Origin of the sequence: Aeromonas bestiarum, from assembly GCF_028751155.1 — a bacterium.
Lineage (GTDB): Bacteria > Pseudomonadota > Gammaproteobacteria > Enterobacterales > Aeromonadaceae > Aeromonas > Aeromonas bestiarum.
The window spans coordinates 880,596-895,391 of record NZ_CP064746.1 but is presented as its reverse complement, the minus strand read 5'-3'; the positions used below and the strand labels follow the sequence as shown (position 1 = coordinate 895,391).

Sequence of the window (14,796 nt, the reverse complement as noted above, 5' to 3'; positions counted from 1 at the left end):
ACGATAAAAGGCACTCACCCGGCGGGCAGTGCCTGCTCCCTGGGGATTATCCACCGGAGTCATCACATTAATACCGCGCGAATAATACCATTATTCATCAAAAATAATAGCTGGCGCGGATTATCCGTTGGCATTGTGATTGAAAATAAATGATTTGTGTTGTCTCATTGCCGGGCTCCATTTATTGAATGTCCTCGCAAGGAAATATTATGAAACTCATTAATAAAATATCCCTGTTGCTGGCCTGCGCCCTGCTGGCCGCCTGCTCCACCAGCCAGCCCATTCGCAATATGGCCGCCAACCCGGTTGCCTTCAATCTGACCGAAGATCAGGTGGCCAGCGCCATTATCACGGCGGGGATCGGCAAGAGCTGGGTGATGAAAAAAGAGAAGCCGGGACTTATTCGTGGCCAGGTCAATGTACGCCAGCATCAGGCGGTGATCGATATTCCATATAGCAGTCACGACTATTCCATTAATTATGTGAGCAGCATCAACCTTGATGACAAGGGCAAGGGCAGCATACATCGCAGTTATAACCGCTGGGTACTGGGTCTGAATCAGGCCATCCAGACCGAACTCGCCCGCGCACAGAGCCGTTAATCCGGCAGGAGCCACCCCGTGAACCATTATCAGGCAGACCCCTACAACGCGCTGGAGGCCATAGGCGCGGCCCAGAAGATCGCCTTCGGGCCCATGCTGTTCCAGGCCAGCTGGTGTCTGCGTGAAACCGGGGTGCTCGCCTTTCTCGAGACCCGTGGCCAGCAGGGCGCGCCGCTGGCGGACATAGCCCTGGCGTGCGAGCTAAGTGAATATGCGGTCAGCGTGCTGCTGGACATGGGGCTCGGCGGCGGACTCTGCTACCTGGCCGATGATCGCTATGTGCTGGGCCGGGTCGGCAAGTATCTGCAGCACGATGCCATGAGCCGGGTCAATCTCGACTTCACCCAGCACGTCTGCTATCAACCCCTCGCCCATCTGCTCGACGCCATCCGCGACGGCACGCCGGCCGGTCTGCAGGAGTTCGGCCCCTGGCAGACCCTCTATCCGCACCTGAGCGAGCTGCCCGAGCCTGCCCGCAGCAGCTGGTTTGCGTTTGATCACTTCTACTCCGACTGGGCATTCCAGCAGGCACAGGCGAAGGTGCTTGGCTATGAGCCGCGCCACCTCTACGATCTGGGCGGCAACACCGGCAAGTGGGCCATCGCCTGCGCCAACCGGGATCCCGCCCTGCGGGTCACCATACTGGACTTGCCCGAGCAGCTGGCGCTGGCCAGGCTGAATATTGAAGAGGCGGGTCTCAGCGATCGAGTGCAGGGCCATCCGGTGGATCTGCTGCAAGCGGGTACCCTGCCCGGCGAGGCCGATCTCTGGTGGATGAGCCAGTTCCTCGACTGCTTCAGTCACGAACAGATAGTCGCTATCCTGAACCGGATCCGGCTGGCCATGCAACCGGACGCCAGGGTCTGCATCCTGGAGCTGTTCTGGGACAGGCAGACCTTCGAAGCCGCCAGTTTCAGTCTCAACGCCACCTCCCTCTACTTCACCTGTCTGGCCAACGGCAACAGCCGCTTCTATCACTCCAAACAGATGTACCAGTGCCTGCGCGAGGCGCATTTCCACGTGGAGGAGGAGCACGAGATCCCGGGCCCGGGCCATACCCTGCTGGTTGCCCGCCCGCTGCACACGAGGCCATAATGCCGTCATCGGCATCAAGATGATGAAACGAGGAGGAGCACACATGACGCCTAACTACCTGGCACTGCTGGCACTCGGCCTGACCCTGGGCGCAGTGACCGGCGGCTGTGCCGACATCAAGGAGGCGGGCAGGACAGTGGGGCACACCACCCGCAACGTGACCCGCGAGATTGGCCACACCACCCGGGATGTGACCCGTGAAATCGGTCACGGCACCCGGGATACCGTCAAGAAAATCGGTGACGATCTGAACGACTGACAACAGGGGCCAAGGCCCCTGTTGTCATTACCGCAAGTCAGTTGCCCCACATGGCCATCAGCCGGGATTCCATGGCCTCTTCCTGCTCATCCGGCAGCTCGGTGAAGAAATCGAGCCCCGTCTGCTCCTCCACCGCATCCACAGTCACTATGTAATCCGCAAGCTTGCTGGCCGACACGTTCTGCTGCGGCAGGACGAAGGCGATCGCCTCCTGGTTGGCCACGTCCATCACCACCCGATAGTAGGCGTGGGGCACTGTCACACCGTTGCCAATGGCGCCATCGGAGTTGGTGAAGATGGGGCCCGTGATCACCTGTACATCCTGATAGGCGATGGCCCACTGGCGGGTCTTCTCCTCCAGAATGCGCCAGGCCCCCTGATTGAGCGCCGGCAGCTGCGGGGTCATGTTGGTCAACAGGAAGCTCTGCTTCATGGTGGTGGCGGTGGAGCGCATGTCCGCCGCGGGCGCCTGGTGGCCGCGGTCATAACCCGAGCCCTTGTAGTCCGCCAGGGTGGCGCGGTACTGCACCGGCACCTCTTTGTCTTCGGCAAAGGCATCCTTGCGCGGCACCTGGCCCTGGGCACTGGCGGCCGTCATCCGATAAGAGACCCAGTCAGAGACCTTGGTGTCATAGTTGTAACCGGCGGCGTAACCGTCACGGCACAGCAGCTGACTGGATTGGCTGGGGACCCCGAGCTTGACGTGGTCCTTGCACTGGAAGCCCGCCGCCAGGGTCGGGAAGGTGGTGAGAGTGAATCCGATAGCCAGAACTAATTTATTGATATTATTCATTATTATGCCACTCCTTGTATTAGGCGGAGTGATTTGACACCAGGTCGGATGAGTTAGGCAATCGAACAGATTGTGAGCGTGCCGGAAATGTGAAGAGGGCTGCAAATCGGTAAAATCGCCGCAGCCAGCTGGGGGATTGTCATCCCCTTGTCATTATGCTGAATACTGCACTTTGGCAGTGTTATCAGAGAGATAGGGCCATGAAAAGCGGGGCATCAGCCCCGCTCGATTTCAGAACCACGACCCGGTCAGCTCTTGACCTGAGGCCTGGGGGTGTCGGGTTGGGAGGGCGGCAGGATCGGCAGCACTATCTGCGGCTGCTCGCCGGTCAGACTCTTGAGGTAGGCGGTCATGTCGTCGGCCTCCTGCTCGCTCAGCGCCTGGCCCAACTGGATGTCCGCCATTATCTGCACCGCCTCCTTCAGATCCCACACAGAGCCGTCGTGGAAGTAGGGGTAGGTCAGCTCTATGTTGCGCAGGGTCGGCACCTTGAACCAGCCGATGAACTGCTTCTCGCCGGTCACGCCGCCACGGCCTAGGGCCGGGTTGTCGGTCTTGAACGGCTTGACCAGCCCCATCTTCTGATAGGAGTTGCCGCCGATGGCCACCCCGTTGTGGCAGGCGGTGCAGCCCTTCTCCTTGAACAGCTGATAGCCTTTCAACTGCTGCGCCGTCAGCGCCTTGCCATCGCCCTTCAGCCAGAGATCGAACGGCGCGTTGGGGGTAACCAGGGTCTCCTCGAAGGCGGCGATGGCGTCCGTGACCTCATCGATACCGAAGTCCGCCTTGCCGTAGACGGCGCCGAAACGGGTGCGATATTCGGGCAGGGTGTGCAGCGTCTCCACCGCCAGCTTGTGGGTGAAGGCCATCTCCAGCGGGTTCTCGATGGGGCCCGCCGCCTGCGCCTGCAGATCCTTGGCGCGCCCATCCCAGAACTGCACGAAGTTGAGGCTGGAGTTGAGCACTGTGGGGGAGTTGATCGGCCCCTCCTTCCACTTGTGACCGAGGGAGCTGACCTGATTGTCCACCCCGCCGGTGGCCAGGTTATGGCAGGAGTTGCAGGAGATGGCGTTGGATTTGGAGAGCCGCGGCTCGAAGAACAGCATCTTGCCCAGCTCGACTTTTTCCGGCGAGGTCACCTTGGGTACCTCTACCGGTTGAACCGGTTCAGCCGCCCACCCCGCCCCGGGCAGACCCAGCGCCAGCAACAGACAATATTTATTCATTTTTTCTCTCCCTTGTGACTGTGCATAACAGCAGCATCAGCCTGACCGGGAAAGCCTGCTTATTATTTGTTCAAGATCAAATGAGGCCAACAAAAACCACATTAAAAACAATGAATTAATATATTACAGGCGGATCGGTGGCGGGGACTTGCGAGCCAAAAAAGAGCTGAATTCTGATGGATAAATTATGAGCTAATTCATCTGCGATGACAGCCAATTAATTAGATTGCTGTCATTGAATAAAGCGATTATTCAATATGCAGGCGCTGCCGACTGTTAATTAGATTCATATTAAATGCATCATAAATATGATCGGTAATGCGGCGGTTAATAATAAACAATCCGGTCTGACATTCTGTATCCCGCATTTCAGATAATGCCATCCCCTGTTCCTTCACTTATTAAGGAAGCGGATGGCTGTGCTTTTCAATCAAGATAAGGATGTATGATGAGAAAGTCCCTGTTGGCCTGTGCCCTGTTGCTCTGTCCCACCGCCTTCGCCGCCGCCCCGCATTGGGAATACAGCGGTGAGGCCGGCCCGGCGCAATGGGCCAAACTGACCCCCGAATTTGGCCAGTGCGCGGGCAGCAACCAGTCGCCGGTCAACCTCGATGGCCTGGTGGAGGCCAAGCTGGCCCCGCTGCTGTTTCACTACCTGGCGGGTGGCCAGAGCGTCACCAACAACGGCCACACGGTACAGGTCAGCTATGCCCCGGGCAGCTCGCTTGAGCTCGACGGCATGCGCTTCGAGCTCAAGCAGTTCCACTTCCACGCCCCCAGTGAAAACCTCATCAAGGGCAAATCCTACCCGCTGGAGGGGCACCTGGTGCACGCCAACGCCAAGGGTGAGCTGGCGGTGGTGGCCGTGATGTTCGAGCCGGGCCACGCCAACCCGGCGCTGAGCCAGGCCTGGCAGCAACTGCCGGCGAAGGCGGGCGAAAGCCGGTCGCTGGCAACGCCGCTGTCGGCGGATCAGCTGCTGCCCACCAACCGCGACTACTACCGCTTCAGCGGTTCGCTGACCACACCGCCCTGCTCGGAAGGGGTGCGCTGGCTGGTGATGAAGCAGCCGGTGCAGGTGAGCCAGGCCCAGATCGACGCCTTCAAGGCGGTGATGCACCACCCCAACAACAGACCCGTGCAGCCGCTGCACGGTCGGCTGGTGTTGCAATAATCCACCCTGGCGATCACAGAGCAGAGATAGAAAAGAGGGCCAAGAGGCCCTCTTTTTCGTTTGCAGCAACTGATTACAGGCTGGCGGCGATACGCGCCCCCAGCGCGGCGTTGTTCAGCACCAGCTGGACATTAACGGCCAGGGAGTTACCGCCCCGGACTACCCGTTACAGGCTGGCGGCGTTGTTCAGCACCAGCTGGACATTAACGGCCAGGGAGTTGCCGCCCCGGACTACCCGTTACAGGCTGGCGGCGATACGCGCCCCCAGCGCGGCGTTGTTCAGCACCAGCTGAATGTTGGCCGCCAGCGAGTTGCCGCCAGTCAGCTCGCACACCCGGGCCAGTAGGAAGGGGGTGGACGCCTTGCCCTTCACCCCCTGCTCGTCCGCTTCCTGCAGCGCCTGTTTGATCGCGGCGTCGATGTCTGCCTTGGGCATGGCAAACTGGGTCGGGATCGGGTTGGTGACCACGGCGCCGCCGGCCAGTCCCAGCTCCCACTTGAGGCGCAGCGCCTCGGCGATTGCCGCCGGGCTCTCCAGCCGGTAATCCACCTTGAAGCCGCTCTCGCGGGTGTAGAAGGCGGGCAGCTCATCGGTCTGATAGCCGATGACGGGCACGCCCTGGGTCTCCAGGTACTCCAGGGTCAGACCGATATCGAGGATCGACTTGGCGCCGGCGCAGACCACGGCCACCGGGGTCTGGGCAAACTCCTGCAGATCCGCCGAGATGTCGAAGGTCTCCTGGGCGCCGCGATGCACGCCGCCGATGCCGCCGGTGGCGAACACCCGGATCCCGGCCATGGCGGCGATGATCATGGTGGAGGCGACCGTGGTCGCGCCCAGCCCCTTGTTCGCCAGCACGAAGGGAATGTCACGGCGGCTGCACTTGGTGGCGGCATGACCGGCCCGACCCAGCGCCTCCAGCGCTCCCGCATCCAGACCCACCTTGAGACGGCCATCCAGGATGGCTATGGTGGCCGGCACGGCGCCGTTGTCGCGCACCACTTGCTCTACCTGACGCGCCGTCTCCACGTTCTGCGGATAGGGCATGCCGTGGGAGATGATGGTGGACTCCAGGGCAACGACGGGTTTGCCGGCGGCCAGGGCCGCAGCGACTTCAGGTTGGATATCGAGGTAAGCGTTCAACATGGGTACTCCTCCAGCATGCGTTCAACGGCGGCCTTGGATAGGCCGGAAAAGACGGTATCGGAACAATTGACGGTGAGGGCGGCGCAACCGAGGGCGAACCGGGTTGTCTCCATGATGCCCTGCTCCTGCAACCAGGCGTGGGCCAGCCCTGCCATGAAGGCATCGCCACCGCCGGTCACGTTGACGACCGGGCTGCCGAGCACGGGCAGATGGCCCTGGCACCCCCCGTCGCTATAGAAGATCCCCTGATCGCCGAGACTCAGGAACAGCCGCTGCACCCCGGCGCGGTGGAACCAGGCCGCCGCCATGGGCCAGGTATCGGGCCCGGCTATGGTGAAGCCACACAGCTGCTCGGCCTCGCTGCGATTGGGTTTGAGGGTGTGGATCCGGTGCAGCCAGGGGCGGATCTTCTCCACCTTGGCCACCGAGACGGTGTCGACGAAGATGATGTGCTCGCCCTGGCGCTCGAACAGCCAGTCGAGGGTGTGGGTGGCGAGGTTGGTGTCGAGCACCCAGAGCCGCGCCGCCCCGAGAAAACCGCTCAAGGGGGTGAGCCGGGCCGGTGTCAGTTGATCGATGATCGCCATGTCGTTGACGGCGCAGCTCATCTCGCCGCTGCCATCGTGCAGGCTGAGGTAACAGGAGGTCGCCTGGCCATCCAGCATCAGCACCTGACGCACGTCGACGCCGGCGCGCTGGGTCACGTCCAGCAGGTGATGACCGTATTGATCGTTGCCCACCGCGCTCAGCAGCCGGGTATCTGTACCGAGCCGCGCCAGGTTCTCGGCTATGTTGCGCCCCACCCCGCCGGCCGAGGTGCGTACCTTGCCGGGATTGGAATCGCCGATGCGCAGGTTGTCGTGGCTGCAGCCGCAGATATCCATATTGGCGCCGCCGATCACCACGGCGTAGGGCCCTTCCCGCAGCACATAACCGCGCCCCTGCACATAGCCTTGGCGCATCAGGCTGGAGATGTGGCTCGCCAGCGCCGAGCGGCTGATGCCGAGCCTGTCCGCCAGCTCCTGCTGGGCAATCATGGGGTCCTGGCGCAGCAGGGCGAGGATCTCTTGCTCACGTTCCGTCATAGACAAACATCCAGTTACAAACGTTTGTCCATTATTTCCGAAAAACGTTTTCCCGCTATCACCCCGTGCAAAAATTGTCGGTTTGCGCACAAAAAATCACCGGGCAGAGCCCGGCGATGAAAAAACGGTTTTCAGATGATTCCACTCAGCCCAACAACACCCAGACTTCGCCAGCACTCTGCATCACGGGCCAGCAGGCCACCTTCAGCGCCGGGTCGTCCAGACAGCGGCCATCGGCCAGGGCATAACGCTGCTTGTAGAGCGGCGAGGCAACCACGGGCTCGCCACCGCAATCCCCCACCAGGCCCCGGCTCAACACGGCCACCCCGGCCAGGGGATCCAGGTCATCCAGCGCATAGACCCGCTCGCCGAGCCGAAACAGCGCCAGCGCCCGCCCCCCCAGCCAGGCGCTGCGCCCCGCCTGCTCCGGCAGAGCGGCCAGATCGCATGCCCGCAACCATTCGCCATGCTCGGAATGCAACACGTTCTCTCTGCTCGGCCCCATCTCTGCTCCTTGTCGCTGCTCATCCGGCATCTCTTGCCATGCACTCTGGTTGGCCCCGTTCATATCACCTCCTTGATACTGATATCCGGCACCCACTGGCCCCGCTCCTCCCGTCTGGGGGGCGTGCTCCCCTCCGGCTGGTTGACGAAGGCCTCAAACAGCTTCAGCTTGTCCGGATCCGCCAGCGTGCTCTTCCACTCGCACTGCCAGCTGCCCACTATGCCGTCCATCATGGCCTCCAGCTCGGCCCCTATGCCGAGCCTGTCCTCTATGATCACCGACTTGAGGTAGTCGAGCCCCCCCTCCATGCTCTCCATCCAGACCGAAGTACGCTGCAGCCGATCGCCGGTGCGCACGTAGAACATCAGCAGCCTGTCTATGTAACGGATCAGGGTCTGCTCATCGAGGTCGGTGGCAAACAGGTCGGCGTGACGCGGCCGCATGCCGCCGTTGCCGCACACATAGAGGTTCCAGCCGCGCTCGGTGGCGATGACGCCTATGTCCTTGCTCTGGGCCTCGGCGCACTCCCGGGTACAGCCGGAGACCGCAAACTTCAGCTTGTGGGGGGCCCGCAGCCCCTTGTAGCGGTTCTCCAGGGTCTGGGTCAGGGTCATGGAGTCCTGCACCCCGTAGCGGCACCAGGTCGAGCCGACGCAGGACTTCACTGTGCGCACCGACTTGCCGTAGGCCTGGCCTGTCTCGAAGCCCGCCGCCACCAGTTCGCCCCAGATGGCGGGCAGCTGATCGCGCCGGGCGCCGAACAAGTCGATGCGCTGGCCGCCGGTGATCTTGGTGTAGAGGCCGTACTTGCGCGCCACCTCCCCTATGGTGATCAGGCCATCCGGGGTGATCTCCCCGCCGGGGATGCGCGGCACCACCGAATAGGTGCCGTCCTTTTGCAGGTTGGCGAGGAAGGCGTCGTTGGTATCCTGCAGGCTGCGGTGGGGCTTCTCCAGCACATGCTCGTTCCACAGCGACGCCAGTATGGAGGCGACCGTCGGCTTGCAGATGTCGCAGCCAAGGCCCTGGCCGTGCTTGTCGCGCAGCGCCTCGAAGCTCTTCAGCTCGCCGACCCGGGCCAAGTGATAGAGCTCCTGGCGGCTGTGGGCGAAGTGCTCGCACAGCCCCTTGTCCGCCTCGACCCCGAGATCCGCCAGCGTCTGCTCCACCACCTGCTTGAGCAGGTTGCTGCAGCCGCCGCAGCCGGTGCCCGCCTTGGTGCAGCTCTTGACCGCCGCCAGCTCGTGGTTGCCTGCCTTGACGGCGGCCACCACGGCCCCCTTGCTGACGTTGTGGCAGGAGCAGAGGATGGCGCTGTCCGGCAGCACCAGGGGCGCCGCCGCGCCGCCCGCTTCCCCCACCAGCAGGGAGAGCGGCGGCTGGGGCAGCGCCACTCCGTTCTGGTAGTACTGCAGCAGTCGCTCATAATCGGCTCCGTCCCCCACCAGGATGGCACCGAGCAGCCGGCTCCCCTCGCCGTCGGTCACCAGCTTCTTGTAGATGCCGTTGACCCTGTCCAGCAGCAGCAGCTCCTGGGCGCCGGAGGTGCTGGCGTGGGCGTCGCCGATGGAACCCACATCCACCCCCATCAGCTTGAGCTTGGTGGACATGTCGGCCCCCGCGAAGCGGCTCTCGCCGCCGCACAGGCTGGCCACGGCGGCGCGGGCCATCTGGTAGCCGGGGGCCACCAGCCCGAAGATGCGCCCCTGCCAGAGCGCGCATTCACCGATGGCAAGGATGGCGGGATCCGAGCTGTGGCAGCCCTCGTCGATGCAGATGCCGCCGCGCTCGCCGACGCTCAGCCCGGATTGACGGGCCAGGCCGTCGGCGGGTCGGATGCCGGCCGAGAACAGGATCACGTCGGCCTCAAGATGAGAGCCATCCTTGAACCTCAGCCGCTGACGGGCCAGCTCCCCATCCTCGATGCACTCGGTGGCCTTCTCCACCAGCACCTCGACCCCGAGCGCCCGGATCTTGTCCCGCAGCACGGCGCCGCCGTTGTCATCGAGCTGCACCGGCATCAGCCGCGGGGCAAACTCCACCACCTGGGTCTTGAGCCCGAGCAGGCGCAAGGCGTTGGCCGCCTCCAGCCCGAGCAGGCCGCCGCCGATCACCACGCCGCTGCGCGCCTGGGCACAGGCATCGCGGATGGCGGCGAGATCCCCCAGGGTACGGTAGACGAAGCAGCCCTCCCGCTGATGGCCGGGGATGGGCGGCACGAAGGGGACCGAGCCGGTCGCCAGCACCAGTCGGTCGTAACCGAACGGCTCGCCATCGGCCAGGGTCAGGGTGCGGGTATCTCTGTCCAGCACCTCAACCTCTGCCCCCAGCCGCAGCCTGATGCCCTGCGCCTCATACCAGGCGGGATCCGCCAGTTGCAGCGCCTCGGGCGCCTTGCCGCCAAATACCTCGGACAGATGCACCCTGTCATAGGCGGAGTCCGGCTCGGCACCAAATACCGTCACCTCGAACCGGTTCAGGCCACCGGCCGCCACCAGTTGCTCGACAAAGTGATGACCCACCATGCCGTTGCCGATCACCAGCAGACGTTGTTTCTCACCCCTCTCGGGCGAGTCGACGAAGTGATGGTCCATCTCATCATCCATGCCGTTGCCCACCACCAGCAGTTTCTCTTTGTTAGCCATATTTCTCTTCCTTGAATTCTGGGGGCTCAGGCGCGCAGCTTGCTGCGCACCGGGTCGGCCGCCTTGAGCGGGGTCACCTTGCGCTGCTTCTCGTAGAGGAAGCGCAGCACCTGCTGGCGCAGCTTGTGATAGTGACCATCGTCCGCCAGGGCGACCCTGTCTCTGGGCCTTGGCAAGTCCACGGTCAGGATCTCTCCGACCGTGGCGGCGGGGCCATTGGTCATCATGACGATGCGATCGGAGAGCAGCACAGCCTCGTCCACGTCGTGGGTGATCATGATGACGGTATTGCCAAGCTCGGCCTGAATGGCCATCAGCGCGTCCTGCAGGTGGGCCCGGGTCAGGGCATCCAGGGCGCCGAACGGCTCGTCCATCAGCAGCACCTTGGGGGAGAGCGACAGGGCGCGGGCAATGCCGACCCGCTGCTTCATCCCCCCCGACAGCTCGTGGGGCATCTTCTGGCTGGCGTGATCCATCTGCACCAGGGAGAGGTAATAGTCGACCCGCTCCGAAGCCGCCCGCCGGTTCGGCTCAACCTGCCCCACCGCCAGCGCCACGTTCTGCCGGACGCTGAGCCAGGGCAGCAGCGCATGGTTCTGGAACACCATAGCCCGCTCCGGGCCGGGCCCCACCACCTCGCGCCCGTCCAGAATGATGCCCCCCGTGGTGGGCTCCAGCAGCCCGGCCACCAGGTTGAGCACAGTGCTCTTGCCGCAACCTGAGTGGCCTATGAGGGAGACGAACTCCCCCCGCTCGATGCGCAGGTTGACCCGGCTGAGGGCCTCGAAGCGCCCCTGCTCCGTCTCGAACGAGATGCCGACGTCGCTTATCTCCAGATAACTCTTCATTGGCTCTTCTCCTGCCTGAATATGTGTTTCGTCACTGAATCCTGTCCCTAGCGCAATACCTGGCGCTTGTCCTGAAGCAAAACCACTGCTGCAGGGCCTGGGCGGCCCTAGCGCAGCACCTGACGCTTGTCCCAGGAGAGCCACTGCTGCAGGGCCAGCATGCCCCTGTCCAGGCCGCAGCCGATGAGGCCAATGGTGACCACGGCCACCATGATGCGGGCCAGGGAGGCCGAGCCGCCGCTCTGGAACTCGTCCCACACGAACTTGCCGAGCCCGGGGTTCTGGGCCAGCATCTCGGCCGCGATCAGCACCATCCAGGCCACCCCGAGGGACAACCGCAGCCCGGTGAAGATCATGGGCAGGGCGCCGGGCAGCACTATGCGGCGCACATGGGTCAGGAAAGAGAGCCGCAGCACCCGGCTGACGTTGTGCAGGTCGCTGTCCAGCCCCGCCACCCCGACCGCCGTGTTGATCAGGGTCGGCCAGAGGGAGCAGAGGGTCACCGTCAGCGCCGAGGTGACGAAGGACTTGGCAAGCCAGGGGGCAGAGCTGGTGTAGAGCGCGCTCACCACCAGCGTGATAAGTGGCAGCCAGGCCAGGGGCGACACCGGCTTGAGCAGCTGGATCACCGGGTTGGCTGCGCGGTAGAGCCCCTGATTCATGCCGAGCAGCACGCCGCACGGGATGGCGATCAGGCTGGCCAGAGCGAAGCCGCACAGCACAGTGAGCAGGCTGGTGGCGATCTGATCGAAGAAGGTGGGGCGCCCTGTGTAGGGGCGCAGCCTCACCTCGGCCGCAGGATCCCGCGCCAGCCGCTCGGCATTGCGCACCTGCTGACGCTCGAGGAAGGCGCTCGCCTTCTCCCGCTCGGCCAGATGCTCCTGCCCCAGCGACCAGAGCTGGCTGGCGGTCGCCAGCGGCCCCGGCAAGGTGCCCAGGCTGGTCTGCACCTGACTCGCCCCCCACTGCCAGAGGCCGAGGAACAGCAGCACGCCGAGCAGGGGCTGCACCATGACTTTCCACTTGTGTCGTTTCATTGCGCTCTCCTCGCTCATTGCACCCGCTCATCGCCCTTGAGGCCGATGGCGAACTGTTGCAGATAGGCGTTGGGGTGGCGGCCGTCGTAGATGAGGCCATCGATGAAACCATCCTGGGGGCCGCGATAGCCCTGCTCACTGGCAAAATCGGGGAAATCCTGCGCCTTGAACTTGCCCTCGGCGATCAGCGCCTCGGCCGCCTGGCGGTAGACCTCGGGTTGATAGACGGCCCTGGCGACTTGCTCGAACCAGGCGTCCGGTTTGGCCGTCGGGATCTGGCCCCAGCGCCGCATCTGGGTCAGATACCAGATGGCATCCGAGTAGTAGGGATAGGTGGCCTGATGGCGGAAGAAGACGTTGAAGTCCGGCAGGTTGCGCCTGTCCCCCTTGGCGTACTCGAAGGTGCCCACCATGGAGTTGGCGATCACCCCCTCGTCGGCCCCCACGTACTCCGGCCGCGCCAGCAGCTTGGCCGCCTCGCGCCGGTTGCCGTTCTGCTCGGCATCCAGCCACCAGGCCGCCCGCAGCAGCGCCTTCACCAGCCGTATGTGGGTATTGGGATGACGCTCGGCCCACTGGCGGGTGACGCCGAACACCTTCTCCGGGTTGTTGCGCCAGATCTCGTAATCGGTGATGACGGGCACCCCTATGCCCCTGGCGACCGCCTGCTGGTTCCAGGGTTCTCCCACGCTGTAGCCGGCTATGGTGCCCGCCTCCAGGGTGGCGGGCATCTGCGGCGGCGGCGTGACCGACAGCAGCACGTCCGCCTGACGCTGACCCGAGCTGTCGCCGAGGGCGGGGGCATAGAAGCCGGGGTTCAGGCCGCCAGCCGCCAGCCAGTATCTGAGCTCGTAGTTGTGGGGGGAGACGGGGAACACCATCCCCATGTTGAACGGCTTGCCCGCCTGCCGGTATTGAGCCACCACGGGTTTGAGCGCAGCGGCGCTCACCGGGGCCGGCACCTGACCCGCCACCGCCTTGGGCAGATGGGGCTGCATGGCGGCCCACACAGGGTTGGCGACAGTGATGGCGTTGCCGTTGAGATCCATGGCGAACGCCGTCACCAGCTCGGCCTGGGTGCCTATGCCGACATGGGCGGCCAGCGGCTGACCCGCCAGCATCTGGGCGCCGTCCAGCTCGCCGTCGATCACCCGATCCAGCAGCACCTTCCAGTTCGCCTGGGCCTCCAAGGTGACGTAGAGCCCCTCATCCTCGAAATAACCGCGCTCATAGGCCACCGCCAGCGGTGCCATGTCGGTCAGCTTGATGAAGCCCAGCTTGAGCTCCTCCTGCTCCGGGGCCCCCACAGCCGCCAGCGCCGGCAGTGACAGCAGCGCCAGCAGCAGACCCGCACATCCTTGTCTCTTGTTCATTCGCCTTCCTCGCTCAGATCACAGTCATGGGCGGCCATTCCCCTGCGCCGTTGCAGGGTCGCGGCCAAAAAAAAACCTCACCGATCCGGGATCGGTGAGGCCTCTTTGCCCTGTTGCGAGTGACGGGCCCGTGGGCGCCATCACTCCTTGTCTTCTGGGTAATCCACTTTCCGTGCCAAATTGGCCAAGCCGCCGAAACGGGCCCTATTCCGCCTTTTTCCTCCCGCTTTGCCTTCTCGTTTGCCTCAATTAGGCGCAGTTGCACCAAAACGGTTTGCCAGCCCAGCCCTCACACCGGCAGTGCCAGCAGCAGTTGCCGTGCCAGCTCCCCCAGGCTCAGGTGCCGACTCATGGCGGTGCTGCGCATCAGGCGGTAGGCCTGCTCCTCGTCCAGCCCCTGATGACGCATCAGCCGCCCCTTGGCCTGCTCGACCAGGCGTCGTTCCACCAGCTGCTGGCGCAGTTCACTCTCGGTCTGCGCCAGCGCCTGCACCATGGCCAGCTGGCTGCGGGCCAGCCGCAGCCACTGCTCGACCGGCTCCCGCTCGCCGCACGGATGCGGCACCAGCAGCACCCCCTGCTGCAACAGGGCGATCTGGGGCTCGGTGCCGATCCGCTCGCAAAACAGCAGGCGCGGCACCCCGGGCCAGAGAGAGAGGCCGAGCCGCACCTCGGCACCGAACTGGCGACTGCTGATGAGCAGGGCATCCCCCTGTCCGTGCGGAGTCAGCAGTTGGCGACTGTCCAGGATCTGCGGCTGATGGCCGTAGTGGCTGACCAGCAGGGCCAGGCGGTTGGCCTGACCCGGCTCGTCGGCGTGGATCAGCAGGCGGGAAGGGGGGCCGGCACGGCCCCCGGGGGGAAGAGTGGTCATGGCGCTCCTTGCCAACGGCTAGCGCAGCTTGTCTGTCGCTGCTTGTTCACCACAGATGAGGCAACATGAAGGCCAACTATTTGAATCTACCCCCTTTTTATCTATCTGGAGGTAGTGGAGGTAGAGGCTGTAG

The 14,796-nt window shown here is 63.8% G+C and carries 15 protein-coding genes; 4 read left to right on the top strand and 11 right to left on the bottom strand.

The window, feature by feature from the left end; translation table 11 throughout:
• The first annotated feature begins 209 nt into the window (after positions 1 to 209).
• Genes IU367_RS04395 through IU367_RS04385 form a run of 3 tightly spaced genes read left to right on the top strand, consistent with a single transcriptional unit; the run spans position 210 to position 1,956 of the window.
• The gene (locus tag IU367_RS04395; RefSeq protein ID WP_241278612.1) at positions 210 to 602 is read left to right on the top strand and encodes a hypothetical protein; all 393 of its coding nucleotides are present in this window, start codon (positions 210 to 212) and stop codon (positions 600 to 602) included.
• An 18-nt stretch (positions 603 to 620) separates the two neighbouring features.
• Entirely contained in the window at positions 621 to 1,697 is a 1,077-nt protein-coding gene (locus IU367_RS04390) for a methyltransferase (RefSeq protein ID WP_274453527.1), read from the top strand.
• Between the two features lie 43 nt (positions 1,698 to 1,740).
• Positions 1,741 to 1,956 (top strand): hypothetical protein, encoded by a 216-nt coding sequence (locus tag IU367_RS04385; RefSeq protein WP_043138177.1) that lies wholly within the window; start codon positions 1,741 to 1,743, stop codon positions 1,954 to 1,956.
• Between the two features lie 37 nt (positions 1,957 to 1,993).
• Here IU367_RS04385 and IU367_RS04380 read toward each other — a convergent pair whose 3' ends face one another.
• The 3 genes from IU367_RS04380 to IU367_RS04370 all read right to left on the bottom strand — a co-directional run bounded on the left by IU367_RS04380 (position 1,994) and on the right by IU367_RS04370 (position 4,358).
• Entirely contained in the window at positions 1,994 to 2,749 is a 756-nt protein-coding gene (locus IU367_RS04380; protein WP_241278614.1) for a DNA/RNA non-specific endonuclease, read from the bottom strand.
• A gap of 248 nt (positions 2,750 to 2,997) precedes the next feature.
• Positions 2,998 to 3,975 carry a cytochrome-c peroxidase gene (locus tag IU367_RS04375; RefSeq protein WP_274453526.1) on the bottom strand — a complete coding sequence of 326 codons (978 nt, stop codon included), beginning with the start codon at positions 3,973 to 3,975 and terminating at the stop codon, positions 2,998 to 3,000.
• Positions 3,976 to 4,223: 248 nt separating this feature from the next.
• The gene (locus IU367_RS04370; protein WP_274453525.1) at positions 4,224 to 4,358 is read right to left on the bottom strand and encodes a hypothetical protein; all 135 of its coding nucleotides are present in this window, start codon (positions 4,356 to 4,358) and stop codon (positions 4,224 to 4,226) included.
• Positions 4,359 to 4,423: 65 nt separating this feature from the next.
• Between IU367_RS04370 and IU367_RS04365 the strand changes: the two genes are divergently transcribed.
• Entirely contained in the window at positions 4,424 to 5,149 is a 726-nt protein-coding gene (locus tag IU367_RS04365; RefSeq protein WP_274453524.1) for a carbonic anhydrase, read from the top strand.
• Positions 5,150 to 5,387: 238 nt separating this feature from the next.
• On the opposite strand, the gene IU367_RS04360 is transcribed toward IU367_RS04365, so the two are convergent.
• The 8 genes from IU367_RS04360 to IU367_RS04325 form a co-directional block, all read right to left on the bottom strand.
• Positions 5,388 to 6,296, bottom strand: coding sequence for a pseudouridine-5'-phosphate glycosidase (locus tag IU367_RS04360; protein ID WP_065402598.1), 909 nt, complete (start codon positions 6,294 to 6,296; stop codon positions 5,388 to 5,390).
• Positions 6,290 to 7,381, bottom strand: coding sequence for a PfkB family carbohydrate kinase (locus tag IU367_RS04355; protein WP_043138162.1), 1,092 nt, complete (start codon positions 7,379 to 7,381; stop codon positions 6,290 to 6,292). The genes IU367_RS04360 and IU367_RS04355 overlap by 7 nt, the downstream gene beginning before the upstream one ends.
• Before the next feature lie 145 nt (positions 7,382 to 7,526).
• Positions 7,527 to 7,949, bottom strand: a complete 423-nt coding sequence (gene nirD / locus IU367_RS04350; RefSeq protein ID WP_274453523.1) for a nitrite reductase small subunit NirD — start codon at positions 7,947 to 7,949, stop codon at positions 7,527 to 7,529.
• Positions 7,946 to 10,531, bottom strand: coding sequence for a nitrite reductase large subunit NirB (gene nirB, locus IU367_RS04345; RefSeq protein WP_274453522.1), 2,586 nt, complete (start codon positions 10,529 to 10,531; stop codon positions 7,946 to 7,948). The genes nirD and nirB overlap by 4 nt, the downstream gene beginning before the upstream one ends.
• Positions 10,532 to 10,557: 26 nt before the next feature.
• Positions 10,558 to 11,379, bottom strand: a complete 822-nt coding sequence (locus IU367_RS04340; protein WP_098982638.1) for an ABC transporter ATP-binding protein — start codon at positions 11,377 to 11,379, stop codon at positions 10,558 to 10,560.
• Positions 11,380 to 11,486: 107 nt separating this feature from the next.
• Positions 11,487 to 12,416 (bottom strand): ABC transporter permease, encoded by a 930-nt coding sequence (locus tag IU367_RS04335; protein ID WP_098982635.1) that lies wholly within the window; start codon positions 12,414 to 12,416, stop codon positions 11,487 to 11,489.
• Positions 12,417 to 12,430: 14 nt separating this feature from the next.
• Entirely contained in the window at positions 12,431 to 13,789 is a 1,359-nt protein-coding gene (locus IU367_RS04330; protein ID WP_274453521.1) for a CmpA/NrtA family ABC transporter substrate-binding protein, read from the bottom strand.
• Positions 13,790 to 14,078: 289 nt separating this feature from the next.
• Positions 14,079 to 14,663 carry an ANTAR domain-containing response regulator gene (locus IU367_RS04325; protein WP_043138149.1) on the bottom strand — a complete coding sequence of 195 codons (585 nt, stop codon included), beginning with the start codon at positions 14,661 to 14,663 and terminating at the stop codon, positions 14,079 to 14,081.
• Positions 14,664 to 14,796 lie beyond the last annotated feature (133 nt).

What these genes read in the sequence shown, in the direction of transcription:
- IU367_RS04335 (WP_098982635.1), bottom strand. Translation starts at nt 12,416, where the DNA reads ATGAAACGACACAAGTGGAAAGTCATGGTGCAGCCCCTGCTCGGCGTG.
- IU367_RS04330 (WP_274453521.1), bottom strand. Translation starts at nt 13,789, where the DNA reads ATGAACAAGAGACAAGGATGTGCGGGTCTGCTGCTGGCGCTGCTGTCA.
- IU367_RS04355 (WP_043138162.1), bottom strand. Translation starts at nt 7,381, where the DNA reads ATGACGGAACGTGAGCAAGAGATCCTCGCCCTGCTGCGCCAGGACCCC.
- IU367_RS04340 (WP_098982638.1), bottom strand. Translation starts at nt 11,379, where the DNA reads ATGAAGAGTTATCTGGAGATAAGCGACGTCGGCATCTCGTTCGAGACG.
- IU367_RS04325 (WP_043138149.1), bottom strand. Translation starts at nt 14,663, where the DNA reads ATGACCACTCTTCCCCCCGGGGGCCGTGCCGGCCCCCCTTCCCGCCTG.
- IU367_RS04360 (WP_065402598.1), bottom strand. Translation starts at nt 6,296, where the DNA reads ATGTTGAACGCTTACCTCGATATCCAACCTGAAGTCGCTGCGGCCCTG.
- IU367_RS04370 (WP_274453525.1), bottom strand. Translation starts at nt 4,358, where the DNA reads ATGGCATTATCTGAAATGCGGGATACAGAATGTCAGACCGGATTGTTT.
- nirD (WP_274453523.1), bottom strand. Translation starts at nt 7,949, where the DNA reads ATGAACGGGGCCAACCAGAGTGCATGGCAAGAGATGCCGGATGAGCAG.
- nirB (WP_274453522.1), bottom strand. Translation starts at nt 10,531, where the DNA reads ATGGCTAACAAAGAGAAACTGCTGGTGGTGGGCAACGGCATGGATGAT.
- IU367_RS04395 (WP_241278612.1), top strand. Translation starts at nt 210, where the DNA reads ATGAAACTCATTAATAAAATATCCCTGTTGCTGGCCTGCGCCCTGCTG.
- IU367_RS04365 (WP_274453524.1), top strand. Translation starts at nt 4,424, where the DNA reads ATGAGAAAGTCCCTGTTGGCCTGTGCCCTGTTGCTCTGTCCCACCGCC.
- IU367_RS04380 (WP_241278614.1), bottom strand. Translation starts at nt 2,749, where the DNA reads ATGAATAATATCAATAAATTAGTTCTGGCTATCGGATTCACTCTCACC.
- IU367_RS04385 (WP_043138177.1), top strand. Translation starts at nt 1,741, where the DNA reads ATGACGCCTAACTACCTGGCACTGCTGGCACTCGGCCTGACCCTGGGC.
- IU367_RS04375 (WP_274453526.1), bottom strand. Translation starts at nt 3,975, where the DNA reads ATGAATAAATATTGTCTGTTGCTGGCGCTGGGTCTGCCCGGGGCGGGG.